The sequence below is a fragment of the Pontibacillus sp. ALD_SL1 genome, assembly GCF_017355605.1.
In genome coordinates this window covers 2,377,426-2,402,011 of record NZ_CP062974.1, presented here as the reverse complement: position 1 = coordinate 2,402,011, position 24,586 = coordinate 2,377,426, and the positions used below count along the sequence as shown (strand labels likewise).

Sequence of the window (24,586 nt, the reverse complement as noted above, 5' to 3'; positions counted from 1 at the left end):
CTCCCCTTTTCAAACAATGGATTTACAAACTTTCATGGAACGTGCGGTTTATGATATCAATTTGTTGCTCACGTGTTAGTTTAATAAAGTTAACGGCATAGCCAGACACTCTTACGGTTAGCTGAGGGTACTGCTCTGGATGATTCATAGCATCAAGTAGTGTTTCTCTATCAAACACATTGACGTTAAGGTGGTGACCTTTCTTAATCATATAGCCATCAAGAAGTCCAACGAGATTGGCGTATCGGGTTTCTTCCTCTTTACCAAGAGCTCGAGGAACAATCGAAAATGTATTTGAAATGCCGTCAAGCGCTTCGTCATACGGCAGTTTAGCAACCGAGCTTAAAGAGGCGAGTGACCCTTTTGTGTCTCTGCCGTGAAGCGGATTAGCTCCTGGAGCGAAAGGTTCTCCTGCTCTTCGTCCATCCGGTGTGTTGCCTGTTAACTTGCCGTATACGACATTGGATGTAATCGTTAAGATTGATTGAGTCAGCGTGGAGGCTCTGTACGTTTCATGTTTTCTAATCTTGTTCATAAACCGTTTCACAAGATCCACCGCGATCTGATCGACTCGTTCATCGTTATTGCCGTATTTCGGATAATCTCCCTCAACCTCGTAATCTATGACTAAACCATTTGTATCTCTTATTGTTTTTACTTTGGCATAGCGGATGGCACTAAGAGAATCAGCTACAACTGATAATCCGGCAATGCCGCAAGCCATCGTGCGTAATATATCCTTATCGTGTAGAGCCATTTCAATACGCTCGTAACTATACTTATCATGCATGTAATGAATGATATTTAGTGTATTGACGTAAAGTTCTGCAAGCCATTCAAGTGTGTGATCGTATTTCTCCATTACTTCTGTATAGTCTAGATATTCCGAAGTCACTGGAGAATGTGCTGGTCCTACTTGAACTTTCAAAATTTCGTCTATTCCCCCGTTAATCGTGTAGAGAAGAGCTTTTGCAAGGTTAGCCCGGGCTCCGAAGAACTGCATCTGTTTTCCGATTGCCATAGCTGAAACACAACAAGCAATGCCGTAGTCGTCTCCGTAATACTCACGCATGATGTCATCATTCTCATATTGAATAGAACTTGTTTTAATAGACATCTTTGAACAGTATCTCTTAAATGCAGAAGGGAGGTTTACTGACCAAAGGATCGTTAAGTTTGGTTCCGGTGCAGGGCCGAGGTTATCGAGCGTGTGCAAGAACCGATACGAACTCTTTGTTACTAAAGGACGACCGTCTTCAGTCATACCCCCAATGGACTCAGTAACCCAAGTTGGATCTCCACTAAAGAGACTATTGTATTCCGGGGTACGAGCAAATTTAACGAGACGAAGCTTCATAACGAAATGATCGACAAGCTCTTGAGCAGCCTTTTCTGTAAGTCTTCCTGACTTAATATCCCGATCGATATAAATATCAAGGAAAGTAGAGACACGCCCAAGGCTCATAGCCGCACCGTTTTGTTCTTTAATGGCAGCAAGGTAACCAAGGTAGAGCCACTGGAATGCTTCCTGAGCCGTGTTAGCTGGTTTAGAGATATCATACCCATAAATTTTTCCTAATTCTTTCAGCTCTTGGAGAGCCCTTAGTTGTTCTGAAATTTCTTCTCTTTCTCGAATGATCTCTTCAGTCATAGCAGCTTTGCTAAAGAAGACTTTATCCTTCTGTTTCTCTTCAATGAGACGATCTACTCCGTAGAGAGCGACTCTGCGATAATCTCCAATGATGCGACCGCGCCCATACGCATCAGGTAGGCCAGTGATAATGCCGGCTTTTCGAGCTAGTTTCATCTCGGGAGTATAGGCATCAAATACACCCTGATTATGGGTCTTTCGGTACTCAGAGAAGATCTTCTCTACCTCTTCGTCTAATTTATACCCATATGATTCAGCAGATGCAGCTGCCATACGAATTCCACCAAAAGGTTGGAGAGAGCGCTTAAAAGGCTTATCGGTTTGGAAGCCAACGATCTTCTCAAGTTCCTCGTCTAAGTAACCCGGACCATGTGAAGTAATCGTTGAAACGATGCGTGTGTCTAAGTCAAGAACACCACCCGATCCTCGTTCCTCTTTCGTCAATTTCATCACTTGTTCCCATAGTGTTTGAGTATTTGAGGTAGGCCCTTCTAGGAAGGCCTCATCACCTTCATAAAGCGTGTAATTTTGTGAGATAAAATCTCTGACATCAATAGTAGATTGCCATTTTCCTTCATTAAAACCGTTCCAAGGTGGACTGCTTGTCGTCATGTCGAGTGTTTTCATCTTCATTTCCTCCTCTTTGGGAAGTAGTAGGATTCATTTACTATGCTCAATGTTTCACAATCTTTCCACACTCTTATTATACTCCGGTAAATTCGAAAAAAACAGTGTTTATGAGGAATGTTCTTACAATGTTCAAATTTATCCATTTTCAAGTAAAATAGTTCGAATTAGGATTTGAAATCAAACCACAAATAAGAAAATGCCAAGGGACATACTAGAGAGTAGTTTGAATATTCTATATAATGAAACGATGAGGGGGGTATCTTGGTATATGCTGCTTTAGTCATCTTATTAATCCTGCTGTTAAGCTTAGAAACCATTATTAGAAAAAAGTTTAATATTGAACGAAGATACGTAACAGATACAAAAGGAAAGCACATCGACCGCTGGGGAAGAGGGGTGTTACTTTTAATCGCAATTAGTGTATTGGGTTATGCAATTTTTTCACATGCGTCAGGAATGAAATGGTATCTGATGGGGATTTATGTGGCTCAATTCGGTTTTCAGGCCATCATGCAATGGATGTTTTTAAAAAGGTCAAAAGAATATGTAATTACGAGCGTCTACCTCGCTCTTGGTGTATTGACCATTTATAACATAGACATTCTATTTAGAGATTTAATGTAGGAAAGTGGGCATGAGTATGGAATGCTATAGAAAGATTCATATTTTTGGATCGGTGGCAAGTGGAAAAACAACAGTTGCAAAGAAGTTATCACATACCTTAGAGATCCCTTATTATGAACTGGATAATATTGTTTGGGATCGGGAGCCACCTGAAGATGTTAGGCGTTCTGAGGAAGAGCGCGGGGGAATTGTTCAAGAGATAATCGTGTCTGATACCTGGATTATGGAGGGGGTGCATTTAGGTTCTTGGATGACAGATAGTTTTAGAGAAGCAGATGTGATTCTATTTCTCGACCTACCCTATTATCTTAGAAGAAACCGAATTCTATCACGCTTCCTGAAACAAAAGCTAAAACTTGAAGAGGTTCATTATAAACCTACCCTGAGAATTTTGAGAAACATGCTCAACTGGAATAAAACGTTTGAGAGTAGTTGGAGATTTAAGTTCTTATACGAATCAGGAGTCGATTTGGATAAAGTTGTCTGTATCAGAAATAGAAGAGATTTAAATAAGCTAATACATAACTTAAGAGATTTTAAGAGGATAAGATCGTAATCAGAGAGGAATATTGGTTTACGTTAGAATGGGATAAAATGGTTGATTATGAGGTGGTGCTTTGAAATAATACTCATAATCAGATAATAATATGGGGTTTAATTTCGAGAGGGGATTATAATGCAGCTTTTGATTGCTATATTAATGATTGTTGCGCCAGCTTTGTTCCTTGTTAACTGGAAGAAGTCTGGATATGATTGGGGTACAGAAGAGCCACATAACAAATAATGGTCGACAAAAAGAGCCGTATCTATAAAAGGGAAGCGGCTCTTTTGTTCATGAAGATGAATGCAAAGCATAAGGTGAAAAGTCTGAGCAACTTGAATGAGTTCGTGAAACTTCTTTAGATATGAACCGACAAAGTAAGTGGGAGGCGATTGTATGAAACACTTTCTAGTCGGTTTGATTGTATATCTTGGATTGGTGATCATGCCAACCCAAGCACTAGCAACCTCATGGGCTTATCCATTTGTTGTGTGGGACAATAGTTTATACATCGTTACTGATCAAGAGGTGACAGATGTTGGGGAAAGAATTGGACAAGTAACTCGTTATTCAGACATGGAACAGTATGGGGGCAACTTCAGTAATGTGTATGAAAAAGGTACAAACTATTATGCAATTAAGGGTATTCCCACATATCAATCCATAGCTGTTAAAGAAAAGAGTGGAAGATTTGTTAAAGCTGACTGGGAAAAAGAGTATACGTATGGTTCCGCTTTTCCTGTGGGATTGGTAAGTATGGTCGCAGTGCTCATTGTTATAGGGATGATTCTTATATATTTCACCCGCCGGAGTTCTTTGAGGCAGTAATAGGTTATAGTGATAATTAAAAAGAAATGTAGTGGTGATCGGCTTAAATGAAGGACTATTTTCAGCTTCTCGTGAAGTTGGGAATGGTCTTTTGTTTATGGATAACAGCATTTCAATATAATGGTCCCCCTTTTTGTTCTAACTTCTTCCAAATAAGGGGGCCTTTTTTACGCTTTACATCCTAAGTGAAAATGTATTCCTATAGAGCCCCATCATAATAGAAGAATTATTCGAAGATTCTAAAATGGGTGGAGTCATTGTGGGACATCGAAAGGCCGCCCTTAATGATTAAAGAGGAGGAACATAAGTGAGTAGATTTACAAAGAAGATTACAACAAGTCTTTTCACAAGCTTGTTAGCTGTAACAGCTTGGAGTGCACCAATTACTCATGCTCAAACAGAATTTCCGGATGTTAATGAAAATGTTACAGGAAATGAGGAGATTCAGTATTTAGAGGACAAAGGAATTATTCAGGGGTATTTGGATGGAACTTTCCGTCCGGGGAACAATGTATCGCGCATGGAAGCAGCAATCATGCTGACGCGAGAATTGGGCTTATCGACTGAGGATAGACCGAATCCTAATTTTGATGACATTTCAACAGAACATCCTCATTACAAGTATGTAGCTGCTTTAGTGGATGAAGGTATCATTAAAGGTACTGATTCTAATGAATTTCAACCCGATCGCAATATAAAACGAATTGAAATGGCTGCAGTATTAACAAGAGCCTATAATCTAGAAAATGAACCGATTTCTAAAGAATTTGATGACGTGAGTGGGAACCGTAAGTATGTTAGTGAAGTTGTATCCAATCGAATTTCGGTAGGCTTTCCTGACAATACATTCCGTCCGAGCGCCCCAACGACTCGTGCACAATTCTCAATCTTTTTAGCACGTACAATGGATAATCAGTTTAAAAAGTACTTGTCTAACGCTAAAGAAGATCCTAATTTTGAATCAATAGACAATGAGGACATTCGTGGAACGTACATATGGCATGCCGAAAATGTTATAGAAGAACCAAACGAAATTTTAGAGTTTGCAAAAGAAAATGATATTAACTTGCTCTATACTCGTTTAGATCGTACGCAAGATTACACCGTTTACAATGAATTCCTAGAGAAAGCTCACGAAGCTGGTATAGAGGTTCACGCTATGGGAGGCCATCCAAATTGGGCTCTTAAAGAAGGTGAAGAGCGTCTTAACATGTTTATTGACTATGTTACCAGTTATCAAAAAGTTGTTCCTCCAAGACAACAATTTGATGGAATTCACCTTGACATTGAACCTTATGTCTTACAGAACTGGGATGGGAATCCAGAAGACATCTTAAAGACCTGGAAGACGAATATTCAAGTTTTTGTTGACGAAGTGAAGAAGGATTCTGATTTAGAAACGAGTGCAGATTTAGCGATCTGGCTAGACGATCATAAAACCCCAGGACAAGAGGACATTTCCTTCAGTAAGTGGTTCATTAGCAAATTAGATCACACAACACTTATGGCTTTCAGAGATTCAGCAGAAGGATCTAATGGTATAATCGATGTATCGAAAAAAGAAATGGAATTTGCAAAAGAGCTAGGTAAGGAACTTCTGGTATCTGTTGAAATGAAGCAGATTAAAGAAAATAAACACATTTCATTCTACGAAGAAGGTAAACAGTTTATGGAAGAACAGTTAGATGAAACAAAGAGTTATTTTAACGATAACCCAAGCTATCATGGCAATGCTGTTCATGCTTATGAATATTGGAAAGTAGCGAACGAATAAGCTCCTTGAAGTGGTCTTGTTACAATTAGAACAATGCTGTGTTCATTAACAAAATAGTGTGTACAAAAGACTATTCTTAGCTTCTGATGAGGTTGAGAGTAGTCTTTTTTCGAGGTAAAAGGAGCATTATTTATTAAAAATGTATTAAATTAAGAATACATGGAGAACAGATCATTGCAGCTAACATTGATAAAGTTTTTATCGTGACAGCTTTGACGAACGAATTTAATATCAACCGAATGGAACGATATGTGCTACAAGTGTATGAGAGTGGAGCAGTACCTGCAATCATTTGTACGAAACAAGATTTGTGTGAAGATGTCGGTCGTCGATTGGAAGAACTTACACTTGCTGCTCCTGGTGTGCCGGTTTATGCAGTGAGCAATCTTACAGGTGAGGGTATTCAAGAGTTAAAGAGTGAGTTGAAGAAAGATGAGACCATTTCTTTAATTGGTTCATCAGGTGTAGGGAAGTCAACGCTTATAAACAGCTTAATGGGTGAGGATATACAGCTTACACAAGAAGTTCGTTTTGGTGATGATCGTGGACGTCATACCACAACGCACCGAGAATTGTTTTCTCTACCGAATGGGACGACTGTAATAGACACACCTGGCATGCGGGAATTGCAGCTTTGGGGGAAAGAAGATACTGTAGGGAAGACATTCTCTGACATTGAAGAGCTCAGTTCACAGTGTAAGTTTCGCGATTGTAAACACCACAGTGAACCTGGGTGCGCTGTGAAACAAGCCATCGAATCAGGGGAGCTTGAAGAAGGGCGTCTAAAGAATTATGAGAAATTAAAACGCGAACTTCATCGTTTGGCGCTCAAAGAACAGTACAGTGCCCACCGTGTGAATCGGATGCTTCGCGGGCCAAAGTCATATAAAAGATAATGATAAAAAAGTCAGCTTCATTTTAAAATGAAGCTGACTTTTTTAATAATAAGGTGAAATCATTAAGTAGACTACTACGCCGGTAATACTAACATATAGCCATAAAGGCATTGTCCAACGTGCAATTTTACGGTGCTTGTCTACTTTCATAGAAAGTCCACGGAAAAGTGTAAGCAAAGCTAGTGGCACGATAGCAGCGGCCAAAACAATGTGAGTAATCAAGATAAAGTAGTAGATATACTGAATGAACCCTTCTCCGCCGAAAGATGTAGAGCTCGCCATAGAGTGATAGGTCAGGTATGAAACTAAGAACAAAGCAGTTGATGTAAACGCAGCAAAAATAAAGCGTTTATGCCACTTTACATTTTTTCGGATAATCATAAATAATGCAGCGAACAAGAAGACTGTAGTAAATGAGTTTAATACAGCATTTGTAAGTGGCAATATGGTAATATCAAAGCTTGAACTGCTTTCTATTTTCGGTATAAATAAAAGGGCTACGACAATGGCGTTAATCGCAATGGATAGGCCAACGACCCAAGGTACATAGTTGAAATTTTTCTCAATTTGCAAAATCTCTCAACCTTTCTATGATAAATCGTTCATTTTCGAGTATAGCGAAAATGAACGAAAGATTCACTACTGAACTGTCTTGAACAGTGACAAATTTGTTAATTTTTTTGGTTGAGAAACTTTATGCACTAAAAAGACTACAGCAATTAGGGGTTCTTTTGTAAGTAACCAATCTATACCTGCCTTGCGTGAGAAAATCAGCTAATTCGTAATTTTAGTAAAGGGTGTACGCTTATTCTCTATAATTTACAGTTAAGGTGAGGGGGGATATCTTGTATAATAAAGGTAGTTATACATATATTTAAACGAAGGAGTTAAAAAATGGACCCGATTTATTTCTTTGTTATTGCGGTATTAATTGCTACTGGGGGTATTAGTTTTATTTCAAGAAAAGCTCTTCATGATGTAGCTCAAAAGCCGGATAATCTGCAATCGATTCAAACGAAATTATTTATGGGTGTTGCTTTAGTTGAAGTGATTCCAATTGTGTTAGTAGTTTTTGGATTTATCAATCTTGATCAATCGACTATCAATCCAGTAACTCCTCTCATTCTGGTGGCAATCATTACAGTGATAAATGGAGGTCATGTATTCAAAACCTACCTCAGTCTTTTGGGGGACGCTGATAAACAAGCGAAAGAAAAGCTCCGTATGCTCTTCATGGTTTGTCTTCCATTGTTAATGGCATTCCCGATCGTAGCTGGTGTCGCCACAATGACGACTACAGGAAGTTAAATAATAAGGCAAAGGTCATTTTCCTTAGGGGAGAATGACCTTTTTTTGTTGGTAAATCTATGTTCTCTTAATCGTGTGGGGGAGTATATGCCTGATGTTCTAATACGATCTACATTTGTGTTAGTATCTGTTTGTTTATTTTGTTTTAGTAATTATGTTAATAAAATATTATGCCTGTGTAGTGATTAATATATTTCTTCTAAGCCTTTGAATACAGTGTTGCTTGAATAAGTGCAAAAAATAAAATTATGTAGAAATATAATTATGAGGTTTTAACTGAATGCAGAAAAGGTAAGTGAAAGTATTCCAATATTTATGGAGAATGGTATGAACGGGAGGGGAAGAAATGAAAAATGTAACAGCTGTATTCTGGTATGCCGTTACAGTATGTGGTCTTTTTGTATTGTGGGGGGTTTTAGCTCCAAATAATTTAGAAACGGTTTCAAGTCAGGTTACAGCGTTTATATCTAAAAGATTTGGTTGGTACTACCTATTGCTCTTTGTGGTTATTTTTGCGTTTTGTGTTTATTTAACTTTTTCAAGATTTGGGAAATTGAAATTAGGTAAAGAATCTGATCAACCTAGCTTTAGTTTGCCAACGTGGTTTGCGATGTTATTTAGTGCAGGTATGGGGATGGGAATGGTCTTTTGGACAACGTCTGAACCTATTTCGCATGCGTTCAAGAGTTCACCTAATGCAGAACTGGGAACAGATTTAGCTATTAAGGAATCGCTCCAATATTCTTATTTTCATTGGGGAGTTTCTGCTTGGGCTATTTATGGGATTGTTGCGCTTGTGTTGGCTTACTTTAAGTTCCACAAAGGGTATCCAGGTCTAATAAGTGCTACGCTCGTGCCACTTCTAGGGGGAGAGAGGATGAAGGGGGTGCTGGGTAAATTGATTGATACATTAGCTGTATTTGCGACAGTGGTCGGAGTTGCTGCAACATTAGGGTTTGGGTCAGCTCAAATTAATGAAGGACTTTCGTTTTTATTTAGTGTTCCATCTAATTATCGTGTTCAGATGATTATTCTTGGCGTTTCCACGATCTTATTCATTATTTCTGCTTATTCAGGTATACATAGAGGGATTAAGTATTTAAGTAATATTAATATGGGGCTTGGCTTTGCGTTATTGATCTTATTGTTCATTGTCGGTCCAACATTAACCATTTTGAACTTGTTTACAAACTCACTGGGTAACTACCTTACAAATTTCGTCGATATGAGCTTTCGAATCGCTCCCTTAAACGAGGAGAATAGAGGATGGATTAATTCATGGACGATCTTCTATTGGGCTTGGTGGATTTCTTGGTCTCCTTTTGTTGGAATCTTTATTGCACGTATATCGAAGGGAAGAACGTTAAGAGAATTTATGGCTGGTGTATTAATTGTTCCGTCTCTTGTTTGCTTTATTTTCTTTGCTGTATTTGGCGTTTCCGCATTAGAATTAGAACAGAGTGGAGTAGCAGACATATCACAATATGCTCTTGAAACTGCCACGTTTGGGATGTTGCAACACTATCCTTTAGGTACATTGATGTCCTTCATTACGGTGTTTGTAATCGCCATTTTCTTCATTACATCAGCAGACTCAGCTACATTTGTTTTAGGCATGTTAACATCTAAAGGTTCATTGGAGCCAACAAGTATGGTGAAAATTGTTTGGGGTGTCATGCTTTCCTTTGTAGCAGGAATCATTGTATATTTTGGTGGGACCCAAGGGTTGCAAAATATTCTAATTATCTCAGCGCTGCCATTCTCAGTTGTTCTTCTGCTTATGTGTGGTTCGTTTTACAAAGCGGCTAGCAATGAATTGAAAAATGAAAGAGAACTAACAAAAAAACATAAGTGGAAGCGAGAAGTTGCTTCTTCTGCGTCAAAATAGAGTTAATAGAAAACCCCGTCAGATATAATGATCAGACGGGGTTTAGTGTTATTTTTTTGAAGCTCTTTCAATCTGTTGTGCAATACGCACTTTCTTTTTGTTCGAAACTTCATTAAGCTTCTCTTGAACTTTTTCTTTCTTATTTCCTTTACTTAACTTGTGCTTAAGCTTTTCATCTTCTGCATGTAACTTTTCAAGTTTCTTTTCAACTTGCTTAGACTTCTCTGCACCGTCCATAAACATGGTTACCTGTTCTAGTTCATCCGCTGGGATGTTCGTAAAGAGAGTACTAGATTCTTCATCATAGTAATAGGACTCTTTTGTTCGATTCATCTTGTCTACGCTAGATGCCTCTTTATACAATGTAGCATTTGAACGTACAAAGTGAGGCTCTTCTACATCATGAAGTTTCACTGTATAGGACTGAAGATCAGTGTCGTATTGCTCCACTTCTTTATCCTGTGTGAACGTATAGAGGGATGAATTGTGCTTTTGTACGTTGAAGTGGGTCTTGTTAAATTCACCCTCTTTATAATCTTCTGTACTGCCATCATCTTCAATGAATGTATAGTTTGCTTCATCAGCTACATACGTATCAAGAGTTAGATTTTCAAGTGGTTTCTCGCCCGTGTGCTGTTGAACGCTGCGTTCAGGAATGATGGAATCATTCTTCACGTAAAGTGGAATTGTAGATAGATCAGCTTGTTTGGTGATGGTTTGTCCACCTTCGAATTGTTCGCCAGTCCAGTAATCGATCCACGTTTCACCTTTTGGTAGATAAACTTCTTTAGATGTAGCGCCTTTCTCAACAACAGGAGCAACCATTAGTGATTCACCAAACATAAACTGTTGACTGATGTCGTGTGTGTTCTTATCTTCTTGGAACTGATACACAAGTGGCTGCTGTACTGGAGTACCATCTTCGCTTGCTTTAATAAACGTGTTATAAAGATAAGGCATTAGCTCGTAACGTTTCTCGATATATTTCTTACTGATATCTTCCACTTGTTGTCCATATTGCCAAGGTTCTTGGCCTGGGATATCTTTTGCTTCTGTATCAAATGCCACCGTACTTCCGTTGTCAGCATGAATGCGGGAGAATGGGTTGAACATGCCCATCTGGATCCAACGTGCGAATAGTTCGCCAGAAGGGCGCTTAGCGAATCCGCCAATATCATTACCCACGAATGGAATACCGGATAGACCTACGTTACTATTCATAGGAGTAGACATCTGTAACGATTCCCATGTACTAGCGTTATCTCCTGTCCATAAAGTGGAATAGCGCTGAGAACCAGCATACATATCTCGTGTTAATACGAACGGACGTGTATTATCTTTGTTCACATCAAATGCTTGATCTGTAGCCTCAGCTTCATAGTGGGCGAACATGTTATGGAATTCAGAGTGATCCATATCTCCGTACTGTACATCAAGTGGCTGCGTCTTCGTTGCTGTATCGAATACAGCTGGTTCGTTCATATCATTCCAAATTCCGTCAACACCTGCGTCCATAATCGTGGCGTGACTCTCTGCCCACCAGTCTTGTACTTCTTCGCGAGCGAAGTCAGGGAATACAGATTCTCCAGGCCATACTTCTCCAACATAAGGACTGCCATCTGGGTTCGTTGCCCAGTATCCATTTTCTGTACCTTCATCATACATGTAATATCCAGGATCCTTCTTGATACCTGGGTCACTTACAGCAACAGAGCTAACACCTTTGCTTTCTAGATAGTCATTGAAAGCCTTTGGATCCTTCGTGAAATCTTCTCCCCAGGTGAAGTTACGAAAGCCGTTCATGTGGTCAATGTCTAAGTGAACAGCATCTAATGGAATATCTTTTTCGCGATATGTATCGACGATATTCTTAATTTCATCGGCTGTTTTATATCCCCATTTACTCTGGTGCAAACCGAGAGACCATTTTGGAGGGCGCTGCATAGAACCTGTAAGGTCTGTGTAGCGGTTTACAACATCCTGTATTTCAGGGCCGTACGCAAAGTAATAAGTTAACTGACCATCATTTGCATAAAAGTAATAGTAATCATCACTTTCACTTGCCATTTCATAATAAGAGCGATGGCTGTTATCAAAGAAGATTCCGTAGGCTTTATCATCTTTGAGACCGATAAAGAATGGAACCGTCGTATATAAGTACTTCGTATCTTTGCTGTAATCATAAGCATCGTTGTTCCACATGCCGATACTTTCTCCACGTTTATTTAACTTCCCGGCTTGTTCACCAAAACCGTAGAAATCCTCATTTTTCCCAGTGTCCTTAAATACGTAAGGCTTTCCATCTTCATAACCGGAACCATATTTCATGCTGTCCTGGTTAATGACGTTACCTTTGTCATCCATAAATTTAACACCAAATGGCTCTTTATTAATACTTACTGTGATTTCATCCGTTGAAAGGGTAACGGTTGCTTCATCTTCCTCAACATTAAATCGAGGAGTATCCCAGTCAGTCTTGTTAATAGCCGCTGTTGCTTCGTCTTTTTCTCCTTGTTTTAGGATAGAGACCTTAGCGAGGTCAGCAGCTTTTAAACGAATGAAGGCTTGATAATTGTTTGAGAGGGTGAGTTGAACACCGTTTTCTACTTCTTGTACACCTTGTACTTGCAATTTCTGTTTCTCTGCAGCTTCTTTGTTTAATTCCTTCTCAGGATAAACGTCTGCTACGGCTAATACGTTTGATGGAGTAGCTACAGGAACAAGTAAGCTTGTTGCTAAACTTGCTGTCGCTAATGTTCTAATTGTTCTAGAATTACGCAAAGTTCTTCACCTCTTCTAAAAATTTTAATAAGTTTGTATTTCACAACAACTGTACATTCAAGAAGAAGCACCGGTCAATTGTAAATGGAGGCCTCATTTTATGAGTATAATAGACTATTTTTCAAGCGTTATATTTGTATATACAAGCGTTTAGGTTATTAATAGGTTATAAAAAATTTAATACAAAAGAATGATGAATTATATTAATTCTATATTAATTAGGGTTACTTTATTATTATGTGGACCGCTGTAAAATAAGTATGAAAGGCATACATATCCAAACTTGTCATTTCGTTAAATGTGTTGTATTTGTACTTTGGTATGGATGCTTAATAGACATGTGGAGTAATGGTAGAGGGGGGAGGGATAATGGAATCGGTTAACAGCGCATTAGGAATAATGGTATGAGTAAATAATCCTTACAGTAACTATGATAGCTCTATCAAAGACGAAAAACATAATCACAAACCAATATGAATTTAATACAAATGTGAGGTGGATAATTTTATATATACAAAAAGGACCTACCAGTAACTAAAGGCCCTTTTTCCTTCTACAGTTGATTCTTCACTTGTCTTTCTATCGTATCGTTCACAACGGTTTCTGCAGCTCTTTCTTTAACGAATTGTATAGATTCTGTTTGATCGATTGCTAGTTGAAAGCTATGTTGAATATCGGTGGGATAGAAGTGCCACACGACCCAGGCGGCGATTGAAATGAAAACAAGTACTATAATAATCATAAAAGGTCGCTTGCCCATTTTCTTCTCCTCCTAATTGGATATCATTTCTGAGTTAGGTGTTATATTTTATCCATTCAGAAGAGAACTGTGCGTGGGCATGTTGATAAGTAATCATAATCAGTAGTCATAATTAATGGGTATTATCTTTTCCTGGAAATTCTGTGTACAATATTAATAATAGAAGAAATGAGGGATTTATAGTGGAATTTAGTGATTTTACAGTAGCGCAAATAAGAATTGCACGACCTACAGATCAATTCGAGGAGGTCATTAATTTTTATGAGAAGGGTTTAGGGTTACGCCGATTAACAGAGTTCTCAGGGCATAGGGGGTATCAAGGGATTATTTTAGGTTTACCGAATGCACCGTACCATCTTGAATTTACTAAGCATGACTATGGAAGTCCTTGTCCTGCCCCAACTCAAGATAATCTATTAGTCTTTTATATCCCTTCATCCTATGAAATCAATGTGGTTGTCAATCGTCTGAGCGAGATGGGATATAGTGAAGTCCCGCCTGAAAATCCATATTGGGAAGAAAAAGGAACAACGATTGAAGACCCTGACGGATGGCGTGTTGTGCTGATGAATACAAACGGGATTTAATGAGAAGGAATTGGCTGTGAAAGAATGCTAGCCGAACCATGTTTGCCGTGGGGACAACTTCCATTCAATTAGCGAAATGGATGGGTGAGAAGACTGTGACTGGAGTAGTTGGTCACAAGGATAAAGCTGAAGTGGTGACCAAAGCAGGGGCTGATGAGGTTTTGCTTTCCACTGATTTTCATGAACACATTAATGCTCAATTCGGAGGAGTAGATGTCATATTAGATTCAGTAGCTGGAGATGTTTCTGAAAAGAGTATGGACTGTCTTGTCCAATTTGGAAATGCTGGGGGCGTCCAGGAAACTTTAAAACAAGTGACCTTCATAAGAGTTGTCGGTCTGTATTAGGGTTTAGTCTTGGAACTACAAGGCTAAATCGACCTGAGTCTATTAGGCAAGCGGCAAGTGAAGTGCTTACTCTATTAGAAACAAACCAACTATGTTTACATATAAGCAAGGAATACCCCCTTGAAAAAGCTTCTGAAGCCCATGCTTGGTTAGAATCAAGAAAAAGTACAGGTAATTTGCTTTTGAATATACATTAGAAAAATTTATGCATCAGGGATAATAGCGTAAATAGCGATTTTCTCATGAGCTAGTGTTCGAACGACTTCAGGTATCTGTTGCATCGTAATAGATACTATATAGCCATGTTCTCTCGTCTCAATTTGTCCAATAAAATCAAGTGATTCTAGTGTTGAGTAGGCGGTTTCTAAATCGGCCACTTCAAAATAGACTGGAAACCGTTCACCGCTATAATCTAAAGGACTTCTCTCTGTATTCATAGCCAACCCCACTTTATATATAGTAACTTTATTATACCATATTAGGAGATTTATTTGATAAGGTTTAAAAATAAATCGAGTTCCTTATTTCTTGAAGTTGTATATTGTTTACCTTCAAACATTATTTGTAACGATCAAGGAGTTAAAGCGACAGTTGGTAGTAGAGGAGGAGTTCTATGAAGAAGCTATTAATGATTATGCTCATTTTAGTGTTAATGGGTTGCGGTCTAGAGACAAAGGATTTAGGAGAGTATTATGAAGGAGACTTGTCTCATATAACACATGTAGAGATCAGGAGTGGTGAAACGGGAGAAATGAGAGTCATAGACGATAAAGAGAGGCTCCAGGTATTCCTTAATGAAGTGAAAAATGTTCAATTTATCCCACAGGAAAATCAAGAAAAGCGGAGTGGTTTTCGCTATTCTGTAAACTTATATAAAGGAAATGAAAAAACATTCGGATTTTCCATGAATATGGTTAATGGTCATTACTATGATACAGAACCAAATCTGTTTCCTATTGTAGACAAATGGTTTAAACGAGAGGGAGCAAAAGCAATTAATTGAAAATGGTAAGCTGGTTATTTAGTAGCGTGTTTGGTGTCAAGGTTGAAGGAAGAGAATAAACGTACGAAAGGCACTCATAAGTGATTCTACTTATGAGTTTTTTGTTTTGGATTGATAAGAATCTCCTAATTCAGAAAAAAGGATTTTAGAGAATTTTTAGTTTAGCGCGTGTTAATTAGGGGAGACCATGAGTGTAAGCATATTTTATCTCAGAAAAACGGTTTATATTTGTGAAGGAGAGCCGATAAATAAAATAAACGGTAGACTAATATATAAAGAGCAAGAGAAGTTTGCAGTTTTAAATAGTTATAATATAGGGGTTGTACTTATCTTGATATAAGAAGCCGTCTACTTTTTGCTATACTGTTAGTACGTATTAAAAGAACGAATGAAAGAAGGGATACCTTGAACCAATACCTGACATCAATTGACAACCCGATTGAAACTGTACGCTATAAAGGTCTTACAGTTAAATTACTTGCAACCGGTGATGGAACAGAAGTTATTCATCACTTGCTAGAAGAGGGAGCAAGATGGTCGATGCAACCACAAGAAGGAGGGACGGCGTCTGAGAGTATCTTTATCTTAAGTGGATCAATGAAGGTAACTGTAGAAGGAGAGACAAAAGTAGTATCACCTGGTGATGTCTTGTCCGCATCGCCAGTTCAACATGGATTTATATTCTCAGCGCTAGAGCAAACTGAATTTATTTACATAGCTTCACAACCTGTATTCCAGTTCTTTTCGGAGCTTTTGAGAGAAAATCAAGAACTAGCAGTAGAAGTTGCACTTAAAGATGGATATACTGCTGATCACTGCGAACGAATTATGCAAATGTCTATGTTAATTGGAGAAAGGATGGGGCTTTCGCCAGTTGATATGTGTACCTTGAACTATGCTTCGTATCTTCACGATGTCGGGAAAATTAAAATCCCTAAGTCTATCTTGCTAAAGGAAGGCCCTTTAACAGCAGAAGAATGGGAAGAAATGAAAAGGCACTGTAAATATGGCAAAGAACTATTAGAAGAAACTGATAGTCCTTATATGAATATGGCTTCGCAAATTGTTGAACAACATCACGAACGCTATGATGGGAAAGGTTATCCTAAAGGTCTTCATAAAGATGAAATCTCTCCTTTAGCTTCTATTGTAAGTGTAGTAGACGCCTTTGACGCCATGACCACAGACCGTCCTTATCGTAAAGCGATGAGCGTGAACGAAGCCGTTCAAGAATTGAAAAGGAACAATGAAACTATGTTTCACCCGGAAGTTGTAAAAATTTTCATTGATTTAATTCCTCAATGGAGTAAAATGAAACAAGGGGTGTAAAATTATGAAAAAAATGGTAGGTTTCTTAATCGTTGCTGCTCTAGTAGCAGGAGTTGTTGAACCACAAAGTGTACCAGTTCCATTATTCTAATTATTGGACGAGCTCTTTATTCATGTGAATAGAGAGCTTTTTCATTTTCTATTAAATACTTAGATATTACTCTGATCTCCATCCTATTCCCCTTTGAAAACCTACCTCATGGCGCTTATGGTTAGCTTAATTTTTACGTATTGAACTTCCCATAAAAACCTGAATAAGTATCTATAATGTTTTATCTGAAATAAATTTAATTTTGCGAAATTTGCTGTTGGGTCTTGTTCCTTTTTGTCTAATCTCTCATTATAGAGAAGGGGTCTATGAAATTTCCTAACAAAGATAAAAAAGGTAATTTCACAGGTAAATAGAGGAAAGGGAGTTTGGAATGAACTACAAAAAAATTATGACATCAACAGCACTCGGCGTTACCTTGTTACTAAACCCTGTAATGAATGTCTCAGCTCAAACGGGAATCGTAGATGTGGAAAACACCTCCACGTTAAATGTGAGGGAGACACCTACTGACGGAACAATCATTGGATCTTTAAAAGATAACAGCGAAGTGCAAATCCTTGAAATAAAAGGAGACTGGGCGAAGATCCAGTTTGAAGATTTAATTGGATGGTCAAGTATGAATTATATTGATGAGAACCAAGACCTTGGCCAAGTAAGTTTTGAAGAGACCTTCAATATTTATCAGACACCAGACACATCCACTAAAGTCGGAGCAGCTAAACCTACAAGTATGGATGTCCTTGAAAGAAGAGGAGATTGGTATAAAGTAGATACATATCTTGGAATCACTTGGGTCAAGAAAGAAACCACTCAACCCGATTCAACTGCAAAAGTATCGTTCACAGAAATCTTCAACATTTACAAATCTCCTGATAAAAGCACGAAAATTGGAGCGGCCAAACCTGTCACAATGGACGTTGTTGAGCAACGTGGGAATTGGTATAAAGTAAATACTTATTTAGGTCCTTCATGGGTTTATAAGGGTGAAAGCACTCAGGAATTTGAAACCATTAGGAATGGGACGGTTACAGCGGATTATCTTAACGTAAGGACTGAACCTACATTAAGTGGCACTTTAAAAGACCAAATTACTGAGGGTGCGACTGTCTCCATTTTGAAAACAAGTGGTGTATGGTACTATGTCAGCTATGGATCCTCAAAAGGTTGGGTCCATTCTGATTACATCTTGAATGAAAGTACACAAGGGTTTGTAACAGCAGATGTACTAAACATACGTAGCGGTCCTGGTGAATATGTAAAAGACCAAGTAACTTATGGGACTCGAGTAATCATTACGAAATATAGTGGAGAATGGGCTTATGTTTCTTATGGTGGAAATGAGGGTTGGGCTCATACCGACTACATAAAAGAGTCTTCTAATGGTCAACTGTTAGAAGGAAAAACCATTATCTTAGACCCGGGTCATGGAGGTTATGACAATGGGGCATTAGCGATCGATGGTCGAACTCAAGAAGAAGATATTAACCTTGAGTACTCAAAGGATTTGCAACAAAAACTTGAATTAATGGGCGCAACTGTCATCTTAACTCGGAATTCAGATGTGTACGTTGAATTAGATGATCGGGCTGATCTATCAGCTGAACACAATGCGGACATCTTTATATCCATTCATGCTAATAGTATTGAGGATCCTTCTGTGAGCGGTTCAGAGTTATTTTATAATACCACCCCTTGTGACACATCAGAAGAATGGTGTGATAAAGGTGAACAGAATGATTATCCTGATAAAAGTGAAGATTTAGCAACCTCAATTTGGTCAGAGATTAAAGGGGTGTTTGGAGAGAGCCCTCGTGGATTAGATGGGACAACACATTATCGTGTAAACAGAATGAACACTGCGCCTTCTGTTTTAATTGAATTAGGTTTCCTATCTAATTGGTCCGATCTTTCAGCTATCAAAGATGAGGCTCATAAAGAAGAGTTTGTAAAGAATACGGCTAACGGTGTAGTCAATTATTTTAGATCATATTAAATAGAATATAGGATAATAAAAAACGCTCAGGTATTATATTTGATATGTATCTGAGCGTTTTTTTGCTTACCTACACGTCTCCCTCGTGATCTTCCCAAGCTGAAAAATATTAGGAATACTTTTTTCTCATCAAGATCTGTTTAGGTTTTTTATGATTTTCGTAGTTTATGAACTTTTCTTCTAAAACCAAGGTAAGGCATCCCTGTAAAGACGAGAACGATCATAGATACATAGCCTAGTACAATACCAACTTCACCAAATATATCAGCCATCCAATCGGTGTTACTTAACGGATAAAGCATAAAGAGAGCAATCGTAATAAGAAGCGTAGGTAACGCAGCTTTTCCCATGATCCTTTTCTCCGCTTCATATTTCTCAATAATCGTTGACTGATCTGTGAAGATTGGCTGTGTACCTTCTGGGGCACTAAATAAATGGATATAATTCACTGCTGAAGATACGTGATCCCAGCCTGCTTCATCGAAATAAGCAAAATATTCATCATCTGCATCCTTTCGGTAATCCACAGCATAGACGAGCGGCTTCGCTTCTCCACGTTTCAATACGTACCCGAATGGAGCGAGTTTCTTAGTGACCCACCCTTTCTTAGATAAAGAGGAAAGTTTTTTTAAATCTATTTCCTCTGAAAAGGCAAGTCCTCCGCTCATTACATATTTCGTTCTTTTCATTTTAAAGTTCTCCTTCCGCATTAAATACGATTCTGGCATGATCAAGCATGCTTTCGCGTCGCTCAATATCTTTTTTTAGAAGATGGACCCCCGCAGCAGTAGCTATATAAGTCTTTCGCTTGCCCGAACCTTCGCCATATTGTTCAATCAATCCAGCAGTAAGCAGTTTTTTAATAGTGGTATACATAGAAGCTGGTCCAATTGAAACCTTGCCTTTAGTGAGTTCCTCAACCTTCCGCATGATGAGATACCCATGTCTTGCTTCCTGGAGAGTGAGTAATATGTAGAAAGAAGTATCCGTTAGTTCACCAGCTTCAAATGTCTCGCCTCTTGCCATATAAGAGCTCCTTTACAAAGTGATTTTATATCATTACTTGATATATCATTAAATGAACTATATCGCTTTGTTAAACAATAGTCAATCAAATAGGGATTTTTTTGAAATAATTGAGGTGATTAGAAGGTGTTAGCCATAATATCCGAACCATTGCAAAAAGAAAACTCCCAAACTGGTCACAATCATTCCTGTAACCATCGTCCATACCAAAGCCTGTCGCCTCTTCGTTTCAAACCACACGAAAATACCTAACAAAAGGGTAAACATGATACCTAAAAATAAAGATGCTTGTGGATTTGTTGGAGTGATCCAGTCATACCAATGTAAAAAGTCCATCGATTCATCACCTTTGTACTTATTATGAGTTTTCATTTATTTTAACATATAATTCCATTAAAAAGGGTTGATTTACCCCTTTCAACTCGAAGGACTATTAACTTATATTGAAGTTTTATAGAGTAATTACCTCTAAAGCTATCAAAATAATCTTATCTTGTTCGATATAAAAAAATAAGTCTAAACATCGAAAGGGACGACAATCTATGAAATACAAATTTCAAGCGGTTCTTGTGTTAAGTGTAATGGTTGGAATCTTGATAGGTGGTACAGTGTTTGGAGAAGGGAATGTAGCTACAAAGGATGAGGTAATATGTGAGAGTTGTTGGGCTTTTTCTTATGTTGATCTAGGGTCTGAAGTGTTTATTAATGGCAAGGAAGAAGGGGATCTGTTGCCCGTTTCTTCATTACTTGCCCAACGAGCTGCAGGGGAGATCTACAATCATTATAGTGTAATCGATGTTTCAACATCTGCTCCCAGTATAGAGACAGAACCTTCGGTAACTCGCGCAGTGAGTACAGTGGTTTCTATACAAGGAGAACAAGGGGAGACAGTGGGAACGAGCGTTGAAGGAAGTAATGAACGGTTATTAGACATGATCAAAACTCATTTAGAGCGAAATGGCTTCTCTGTAAACACGAATGTTAATGCTGATATGGGTCAAGAAGTTTCAATTACCTATACAGAAGCGCAAGCCAGGACTTTCTTTTCACGGGGAGACTTACGTTTACTTGCTTCATTAACAAGCCAAGAACAAACGAGTGAATTTAAGGCGTACTCAAAAGCTATTCAAGATGCTTTAAATGAATATAAATCCCGGAAAAGTGTATGGCTATGGGATAGCAAAGCGGTATCAGACCGACCCGATGAAACCATTCAGTTCTTAGACAGTCATCACATGAATCATGTTTATCTTCATTATAACCCATTAGTTGAAGATCATTATCCTTACTTTATATCAAGTCTGAATCAATTGGGAATAACGGTCCATGCTTTAATGGGGGCACCGCACTGGGGGCTCGAAAAAAATATTCCTGAAGGAAAACATCGTATGGATCGAGTGATGGTTTACAATAATGAAGTTTCAGAAACTGCACAGTTTAAAGGAATCCACTTTGACATAGAACCACACGTTTTGGATGAGTGGGATACAGACCGGGAGAATGTTGTCACACAGTGGTCAAACTCATCACAGATATATGTTGATTATGCAAAGGATAACGGCTTTATTGTCGGTAGTGATCTACCATTTTGGACAGACGGCCCAAGTGTGGCCCCATATGACCCTGACTTCTATAAAAATATGATTGATCGTCAGGATTATGTAACCGTAATGGCATACCGTAATACAGCTCTAGGATCTAATAGCATCACCTCCCTATCAGAAAATGAAGTGCTATACGCTAACTCTTCTAAAGTAGAGATCGGTGTGGAATTAAAGCCACATTACTTAGACTATGTAAGCTTTGACGACAAAACCCACTTAGAAATGGAATATGAATTAGCAGAGGTCAGGCGCTATTTTGAAAGGATGCAGGTAGAAGGGTTTGCAGGTACAACTTATCATAGTTATACACAGTGGAAGGATTTGAGGTCTAGGTAATTGTAGGTTTTAATTGTAAGTTTATGTTAATATATACTTGCAAACTACTCTAGAATAAAATATTCAGATAGACAATCTAAAAAAAGGAGGGGAAAGGGTGGTCAAACAAAGCAACTTCTGGTCCTTTTATTTAATCCTCTCTTGTTTAGTACTCGGGATCTACTCTTTCTATTCAAATGTAAATAATGCCCGGCTCATAGCCCCGCCGACATATATTCTTCTATTTTTAAGTTTACTAGCCTTTACTTTATGTGTGATCGGATTTCAAGACAGGAGGACTTGGAAGACTAAAATGAGGAGCTGGGTAACGCTCTTTTTGGCGCTCCTTTTAATCATCTCCCTGCTTTTCGTTCTAGCATTTACCTCCTTTTTCTCAAATATAGGTAAGAATGAACATTTAAAAACCATAAGTTCACCCAATCATAACTATACGATCGATTTCTACAGCTTTGATGCAGGTGCAACAGGACCATTTGGAGTAAGAGGAGAATTAGATGGTCCGCTTTGGTTTAAGAAAAGGGTTTATTATGAAGAAGGCGTACATAACATAACCATTGAATGGGAGAGCGACACGACATTGAAAATAAACAGTACTACTACTTTGAACTTAGGTCAGGGGGAAGAAGAGTAGTATCTACAGAGGTTCTGTTAATAGGTATAAATGTTGTAGTAAATAAGAGAGGTGGCTGTGTTGGGATATTTAGTATATTCCTCCTCCCTTTTTGTGCTAATTGTGGTGGTTCTTATACTAATTGTAGTCTACAAAGTCATGATAAAAAAAGAACGTCCCAATAATTATTATACTCCCTTTGATCATATCGCTGGTCAATCAAATGAAGAGTTCCATGAAGAACGCCAGGAAGATGAACAAGAAGAGGAGGAAGATGAAGGAGACGACAAAGATCGCTAAGCGGATCGAAGAGGTCTATAGATTTGAAAGAACTTTTTCTGTATTTGGAAAAGTTCTTTTTTTGTTGAGCGCTCTGCGCCTTATAGTGCGCTGAAGTGTGTGGGGGCTCGTTCTAGTGTCGAGACCTAGCGCCGAAGCGTCGGGACCGCGGGCGGAAGCGTCGAGACGCACGCCCGAAGTGTCCAGACCGATCGCCCAAGTGTCGGGAGCACGCGCGGAAGTGTCGGGACGCGCGCCCAAAGAGTCGAGACGCGCGCCCGAAGAGTCGAGACGAAGCGCGGAAGAGTCTGGACGCGCGCCCGAAGAGTCGAGACGCGCGCCCGAAGAGTCGAGACGCGCGCCCGAAGTGTCCAGACCGCGCGCCGAAGAGTCTGGACGCGCGCCCGAAGAGTCGAGACGAAGCGCGGAAGAGTCTGGACGCGCACCCGAAGAGTCTGGACGCGCGCCCGAAGTGTCAAGACCACGCGCCGAAGTGTCGGGACGCGCGCCCAAAGTGTCGAGACGCGCGCCCGAAGTGTCCAGACCGCGCGCCGAAGTGTCGGGACGCGCGCCCAAAGTGTCGGGCCACGCGCCCGAAGAGTCGAGACGCCCGCCCGAAGTATCCAGACCGAGCGCCCAAGTGTCGAGACGCCCACCCGATGTGTCTGGACAAACCGCCAAATCGTCCAGACGCCCGCCCCAAGTGTCAGGCCCCCCCAAAAAAAGCGTCCAGACGCCCGCCCTAGGTGTCCATACCAAACCCATACCCCAACAAAAAAAGGAATCCGCTCCTGGATTCCCTCTACATAAAGTTAGCTCTCAGTAAAGAAGCCAGATCTGTATAACGCTTGTACTTTTCTAAGTGATGAGCCATTCCGGTAATGATTACCCTTCTTGGAGATGAAGTCTTTAGTTCTTGTACTAAAACATCAATTGTTTCTTTAATGTCTGGTTCGTGGTCACTTGAAGCGATCAGTTCTAATTGTTCTAAAATGTCATCTAGATGATAAATATCATAAGAAGAAGGAGTGAGTTGATGCATGATTTTTTCTGTAATGACTGGTGGGTCATTTTGGTGTTTGTATCCTTCTATTAGAGAATCGACCTTATTTGTAATTGACTGAGCTAATAAATAGTAATCAAATTCGATATTATCGACAATTATTAAATCCATATAGCTTTTTAAAATGCCTTGGACCATTACGCTCGCTTCCCATACATAAGGTTCTATCTCTTGGCCGTAAATGCATAACAAATGGTTCCTGTAAAATAAAATAGAATGATAGCGCATTTTCCGTATGAATTTTTCAATCGTATCATTAAAGGGGATGGCTTGTTCTCTTACTTGCATAATAATGAAGTCGCGGTGGGTAGCAATTTCTTCTATTGTAACCTTTAGCTGGTCTGTAAACTTTTCTTTTGGCTCTAAAGGTTTTGATGATACCTCATTGATACGTGTTTGCATACGACGCCAATAATACTCGAAAAGCTCATGCAATAGTTCATCTTTAGAATTAAAGTGGAGATAGAAAGCTCCTTTAGAAATTTGACTTGCGTTTACAATCTCTTGAACAGACGTAGAACTGAAGCCTCTTTGAGCAAATAATTTAATGGCATTCTCAATGATGTTTACTTTCTTTTGATCCATGTGAGATCCCCCCTTTTTCTAGGAAGCTACATTTATTTCTTGACCTCTGACTGACCGGTCATGTATATTGTATATCGTACTGACTAACTAG

General features: G+C 39.0%; 25 protein-coding genes. 16 read left to right on the top strand and 9 right to left on the bottom strand.

Annotated features, from left to right (window positions below):
* Nucleotides 1–22: 22 nt before the first annotated feature.
* Nucleotides 23–2,278: a formate C-acetyltransferase gene (gene pflB, locus IMZ31_RS12215; protein WP_207527638.1), complete on the bottom strand. Its 2,256-nt coding sequence runs from the start codon at nucleotides 2,276–2,278 to the stop codon at nucleotides 23–25.
* Between the two features lie 264 nt (nucleotides 2,279–2,542).
* Between pflB and IMZ31_RS12210 the strand changes: the two genes are divergently transcribed.
* The 5 genes from IMZ31_RS12210 to rsgA all read left to right on the top strand — a co-directional run bounded on the left by IMZ31_RS12210 (nucleotide 2,543) and on the right by rsgA (nucleotide 6,944).
* Entirely contained in the window at nucleotides 2,543–2,905 is a 363-nt protein-coding gene (locus tag IMZ31_RS12210; protein ID WP_207527637.1) for a DUF4181 domain-containing protein, read from the top strand.
* A 16-nt stretch (nucleotides 2,906–2,921) separates the two neighbouring features.
* Nucleotides 2,922–3,461: a P-loop NTPase family protein gene (locus IMZ31_RS12205; RefSeq protein WP_242705552.1), complete on the top strand. Its 540-nt coding sequence runs from the start codon at nucleotides 2,922–2,924 to the stop codon at nucleotides 3,459–3,461.
* Nucleotides 3,462–3,842: 381 nt separating this feature from the next.
* Nucleotides 3,843–4,274 (top strand): hypothetical protein, encoded by a 432-nt coding sequence (locus IMZ31_RS12200; protein ID WP_207527635.1) that lies wholly within the window; start codon nucleotides 3,843–3,845, stop codon nucleotides 4,272–4,274.
* A gap of 307 nt (nucleotides 4,275–4,581) precedes the next feature.
* The gene (locus IMZ31_RS12195; protein ID WP_207527634.1) at nucleotides 4,582–6,048 is read left to right on the top strand and encodes an S-layer homology domain-containing protein; all 1,467 of its coding nucleotides are present in this window, start codon (nucleotides 4,582–4,584) and stop codon (nucleotides 6,046–6,048) included.
* A 143-nt stretch (nucleotides 6,049–6,191) separates the two neighbouring features.
* Nucleotides 6,192–6,944, top strand: coding sequence for a ribosome small subunit-dependent GTPase A (rsgA, locus tag IMZ31_RS12190; RefSeq protein WP_207530388.1), 753 nt, complete (start codon nucleotides 6,192–6,194; stop codon nucleotides 6,942–6,944).
* Nucleotides 6,945–6,986: 42 nt separating this feature from the next.
* Here the strand turns inward: rsgA and IMZ31_RS12185 are convergent, their stop codons facing one another.
* Nucleotides 6,987–7,520, bottom strand: coding sequence for a DUF420 domain-containing protein (locus tag IMZ31_RS12185; protein ID WP_207530387.1), 534 nt, complete (start codon nucleotides 7,518–7,520; stop codon nucleotides 6,987–6,989).
* Between the two features lie 318 nt (nucleotides 7,521–7,838).
* On the opposite strand from IMZ31_RS12185, the gene IMZ31_RS12180 reads away from it, so the two are divergent.
* Nucleotides 7,839–8,252: a hypothetical protein gene (locus tag IMZ31_RS12180; RefSeq protein WP_207527633.1), complete on the top strand. Its 414-nt coding sequence runs from the start codon at nucleotides 7,839–7,841 to the stop codon at nucleotides 8,250–8,252.
* 346 nt (nucleotides 8,253–8,598) lie between these two features.
* On the top strand, nucleotides 8,599–10,140 hold the full coding sequence (locus IMZ31_RS12175) for a BCCT family transporter (protein ID WP_207527632.1): 1,542 nt from the start codon (nucleotides 8,599–8,601) through the stop codon (nucleotides 10,138–10,140).
* A gap of 48 nt (nucleotides 10,141–10,188) precedes the next feature.
* Here the strand turns inward: IMZ31_RS12175 and IMZ31_RS12170 are convergent, their stop codons facing one another.
* Nucleotides 10,189–12,921: a glycoside hydrolase family 31 protein gene (locus IMZ31_RS12170; protein ID WP_207527631.1), complete on the bottom strand. Its 2,733-nt coding sequence runs from the start codon at nucleotides 12,919–12,921 to the stop codon at nucleotides 10,189–10,191.
* A 553-nt stretch (nucleotides 12,922–13,474) separates the two neighbouring features.
* The gene (locus tag IMZ31_RS12165) at nucleotides 13,475–13,681 is read right to left on the bottom strand and encodes a hypothetical protein (RefSeq protein WP_207527630.1); all 207 of its coding nucleotides are present in this window, start codon (nucleotides 13,679–13,681) and stop codon (nucleotides 13,475–13,477) included.
* 179 nt (nucleotides 13,682–13,860) lie between these two features.
* Here IMZ31_RS12165 and IMZ31_RS12160 point away from each other — a divergent pair, with 179 nt between their 5' ends.
* The 3 genes from IMZ31_RS12160 (at nucleotide 13,861) to IMZ31_RS24765 (ending at nucleotide 14,812) form a co-directional block, all read left to right on the top strand.
* On the top strand, nucleotides 13,861–14,268 hold the full coding sequence (locus IMZ31_RS12160; protein ID WP_207530386.1) for a VOC family protein: 408 nt from the start codon (nucleotides 13,861–13,863) through the stop codon (nucleotides 14,266–14,268).
* A gap of 38 nt (nucleotides 14,269–14,306) precedes the next feature.
* A complete protein-coding gene (locus tag IMZ31_RS12155; RefSeq protein WP_207527629.1) occupies nucleotides 14,307–14,615 on the top strand; it encodes a zinc-binding dehydrogenase in 309 nt (102 codons plus the stop codon).
* Between the two features lie 62 nt (nucleotides 14,616–14,677).
* Nucleotides 14,678–14,812 carry a zinc-binding dehydrogenase gene (locus IMZ31_RS24765; protein ID WP_207527628.1) on the top strand — a complete coding sequence of 45 codons (135 nt, stop codon included), beginning with the start codon at nucleotides 14,678–14,680 and terminating at the stop codon, nucleotides 14,810–14,812.
* Between the two features lie 6 nt (nucleotides 14,813–14,818).
* On the opposite strand, the gene IMZ31_RS12145 is transcribed toward IMZ31_RS24765, so the two are convergent.
* Complete coding sequence (locus tag IMZ31_RS12145) at nucleotides 14,819–15,052, bottom strand: hypothetical protein (RefSeq protein WP_207527627.1); 234 nt, start codon at nucleotides 15,050–15,052, stop codon at nucleotides 14,819–14,821.
* 176 nt (nucleotides 15,053–15,228) lie between these two features.
* On the opposite strand from IMZ31_RS12145, the gene IMZ31_RS12140 reads away from it, so the two are divergent.
* The 3 genes from IMZ31_RS12140 to IMZ31_RS12130 all read left to right on the top strand — a co-directional run bounded on the left by IMZ31_RS12140 (nucleotide 15,229) and on the right by IMZ31_RS12130 (nucleotide 18,992).
* Nucleotides 15,229–15,618, top strand: a complete 390-nt coding sequence (locus IMZ31_RS12140) for a hypothetical protein (RefSeq protein ID WP_207527626.1) — start codon at nucleotides 15,229–15,231, stop codon at nucleotides 15,616–15,618.
* A 405-nt stretch (nucleotides 15,619–16,023) separates the two neighbouring features.
* Nucleotides 16,024–16,947 carry an HD domain-containing phosphohydrolase gene (locus tag IMZ31_RS12135; RefSeq protein ID WP_242705550.1) on the top strand — a complete coding sequence of 308 codons (924 nt, stop codon included), beginning with the start codon at nucleotides 16,024–16,026 and terminating at the stop codon, nucleotides 16,945–16,947.
* A gap of 422 nt (nucleotides 16,948–17,369) precedes the next feature.
* Nucleotides 17,370–18,992 carry an N-acetylmuramoyl-L-alanine amidase family protein gene (locus IMZ31_RS12130; protein ID WP_207527625.1) on the top strand — a complete coding sequence of 541 codons (1,623 nt, stop codon included), beginning with the start codon at nucleotides 17,370–17,372 and terminating at the stop codon, nucleotides 18,990–18,992.
* A gap of 149 nt (nucleotides 18,993–19,141) precedes the next feature.
* On the opposite strand, the gene IMZ31_RS12125 is transcribed toward IMZ31_RS12130, so the two are convergent.
* From IMZ31_RS12125 to IMZ31_RS12115, 3 genes are all read right to left on the bottom strand, one after another.
* Complete coding sequence (locus tag IMZ31_RS12125) at nucleotides 19,142–19,681, bottom strand: DUF2812 domain-containing protein (protein WP_207527624.1); 540 nt, start codon at nucleotides 19,679–19,681, stop codon at nucleotides 19,142–19,144.
* A 1-nt stretch (nucleotide 19,682) separates the two neighbouring features.
* Nucleotides 19,683–20,018: a PadR family transcriptional regulator gene (locus IMZ31_RS12120; protein WP_207527623.1), complete on the bottom strand. Its 336-nt coding sequence runs from the start codon at nucleotides 20,016–20,018 to the stop codon at nucleotides 19,683–19,685.
* Between the two features lie 129 nt (nucleotides 20,019–20,147).
* Nucleotides 20,148–20,354 carry a hypothetical protein gene (locus tag IMZ31_RS12115; RefSeq protein ID WP_207527622.1) on the bottom strand — a complete coding sequence of 69 codons (207 nt, stop codon included), beginning with the start codon at nucleotides 20,352–20,354 and terminating at the stop codon, nucleotides 20,148–20,150.
* Between the two features lie 206 nt (nucleotides 20,355–20,560).
* Here IMZ31_RS12115 and IMZ31_RS12110 point away from each other — a divergent pair, with 206 nt between their 5' ends.
* From IMZ31_RS12110 to IMZ31_RS24455, 3 genes are all read left to right on the top strand, one after another.
* On the top strand, nucleotides 20,561–21,958 hold the full coding sequence (locus tag IMZ31_RS12110) for a poly-gamma-glutamate hydrolase family protein (RefSeq protein ID WP_207527621.1): 1,398 nt from the start codon (nucleotides 20,561–20,563) through the stop codon (nucleotides 21,956–21,958).
* 97 nt (nucleotides 21,959–22,055) lie between these two features.
* Nucleotides 22,056–22,589: a DUF5412 family protein gene (locus tag IMZ31_RS24460; protein WP_242705549.1), complete on the top strand. Its 534-nt coding sequence runs from the start codon at nucleotides 22,056–22,058 to the stop codon at nucleotides 22,587–22,589.
* Nucleotides 22,590–22,649: 60 nt separating this feature from the next.
* Nucleotides 22,650–22,868 carry a DUF3951 domain-containing protein gene (locus tag IMZ31_RS24455; protein ID WP_242705548.1) on the top strand — a complete coding sequence of 73 codons (219 nt, stop codon included), beginning with the start codon at nucleotides 22,650–22,652 and terminating at the stop codon, nucleotides 22,866–22,868.
* Between the two features lie 781 nt (nucleotides 22,869–23,649).
* Here IMZ31_RS24455 and IMZ31_RS12095 read toward each other — a convergent pair.
* On the bottom strand, nucleotides 23,650–24,495 hold the full coding sequence (locus IMZ31_RS12095; RefSeq protein ID WP_207527620.1) for a TetR/AcrR family transcriptional regulator: 846 nt from the start codon (nucleotides 24,493–24,495) through the stop codon (nucleotides 23,650–23,652).
* Nucleotides 24,496–24,586 lie beyond the last annotated feature (91 nt).

What these genes read in the sequence shown, in the direction of transcription:
- IMZ31_RS12175 (WP_207527632.1), top strand. Translation starts at nt 8,599, where the DNA reads ATGAAAAATGTAACAGCTGTATTCTGGTATGCCGTTACAGTATGTGGT.
- IMZ31_RS12115 (WP_207527622.1), bottom strand. Translation starts at nt 20,354, where the DNA reads ATGGACTTTTTACATTGGTATGACTGGATCACTCCAACAAATCCACAA.
- IMZ31_RS12180 (WP_207527633.1), top strand. Translation starts at nt 7,839, where the DNA reads ATGGACCCGATTTATTTCTTTGTTATTGCGGTATTAATTGCTACTGGG.
- IMZ31_RS12120 (WP_207527623.1), bottom strand. Translation starts at nt 20,018, where the DNA reads ATGGCAAGAGGCGAGACATTTGAAGCTGGTGAACTAACGGATACTTCT.
- IMZ31_RS12140 (WP_207527626.1), top strand. Translation starts at nt 15,229, where the DNA reads ATGAAGAAGCTATTAATGATTATGCTCATTTTAGTGTTAATGGGTTGC.
- IMZ31_RS12145 (WP_207527627.1), bottom strand. Translation starts at nt 15,052, where the DNA reads ATGAATACAGAGAGAAGTCCTTTAGATTATAGCGGTGAACGGTTTCCA.
- IMZ31_RS12200 (WP_207527635.1), top strand. Translation starts at nt 3,843, where the DNA reads ATGAAACACTTTCTAGTCGGTTTGATTGTATATCTTGGATTGGTGATC.
- IMZ31_RS12155 (WP_207527629.1), top strand. Translation starts at nt 14,307, where the DNA reads ATGTTTGCCGTGGGGACAACTTCCATTCAATTAGCGAAATGGATGGGT.
- IMZ31_RS12205 (WP_242705552.1), top strand. Translation starts at nt 2,922, where the DNA reads ATGGAATGCTATAGAAAGATTCATATTTTTGGATCGGTGGCAAGTGGA.
- IMZ31_RS12165 (WP_207527630.1), bottom strand. Translation starts at nt 13,681, where the DNA reads ATGGGCAAGCGACCTTTTATGATTATTATAGTACTTGTTTTCATTTCA.
- IMZ31_RS12110 (WP_207527621.1), top strand. Translation starts at nt 20,561, where the DNA reads ATGAAATACAAATTTCAAGCGGTTCTTGTGTTAAGTGTAATGGTTGGA.
- IMZ31_RS12095 (WP_207527620.1), bottom strand. Translation starts at nt 24,495, where the DNA reads ATGGATCAAAAGAAAGTAAACATCATTGAGAATGCCATTAAATTATTT.
- IMZ31_RS12130 (WP_207527625.1), top strand. Translation starts at nt 17,370, where the DNA reads ATGAACTACAAAAAAATTATGACATCAACAGCACTCGGCGTTACCTTG.
- pflB (WP_207527638.1), bottom strand. Translation starts at nt 2,278, where the DNA reads ATGAAAACACTCGACATGACGACAAGCAGTCCACCTTGGAACGGTTTT.
- IMZ31_RS12125 (WP_207527624.1), bottom strand. Translation starts at nt 19,681, where the DNA reads ATGAAAAGAACGAAATATGTAATGAGCGGAGGACTTGCCTTTTCAGAG.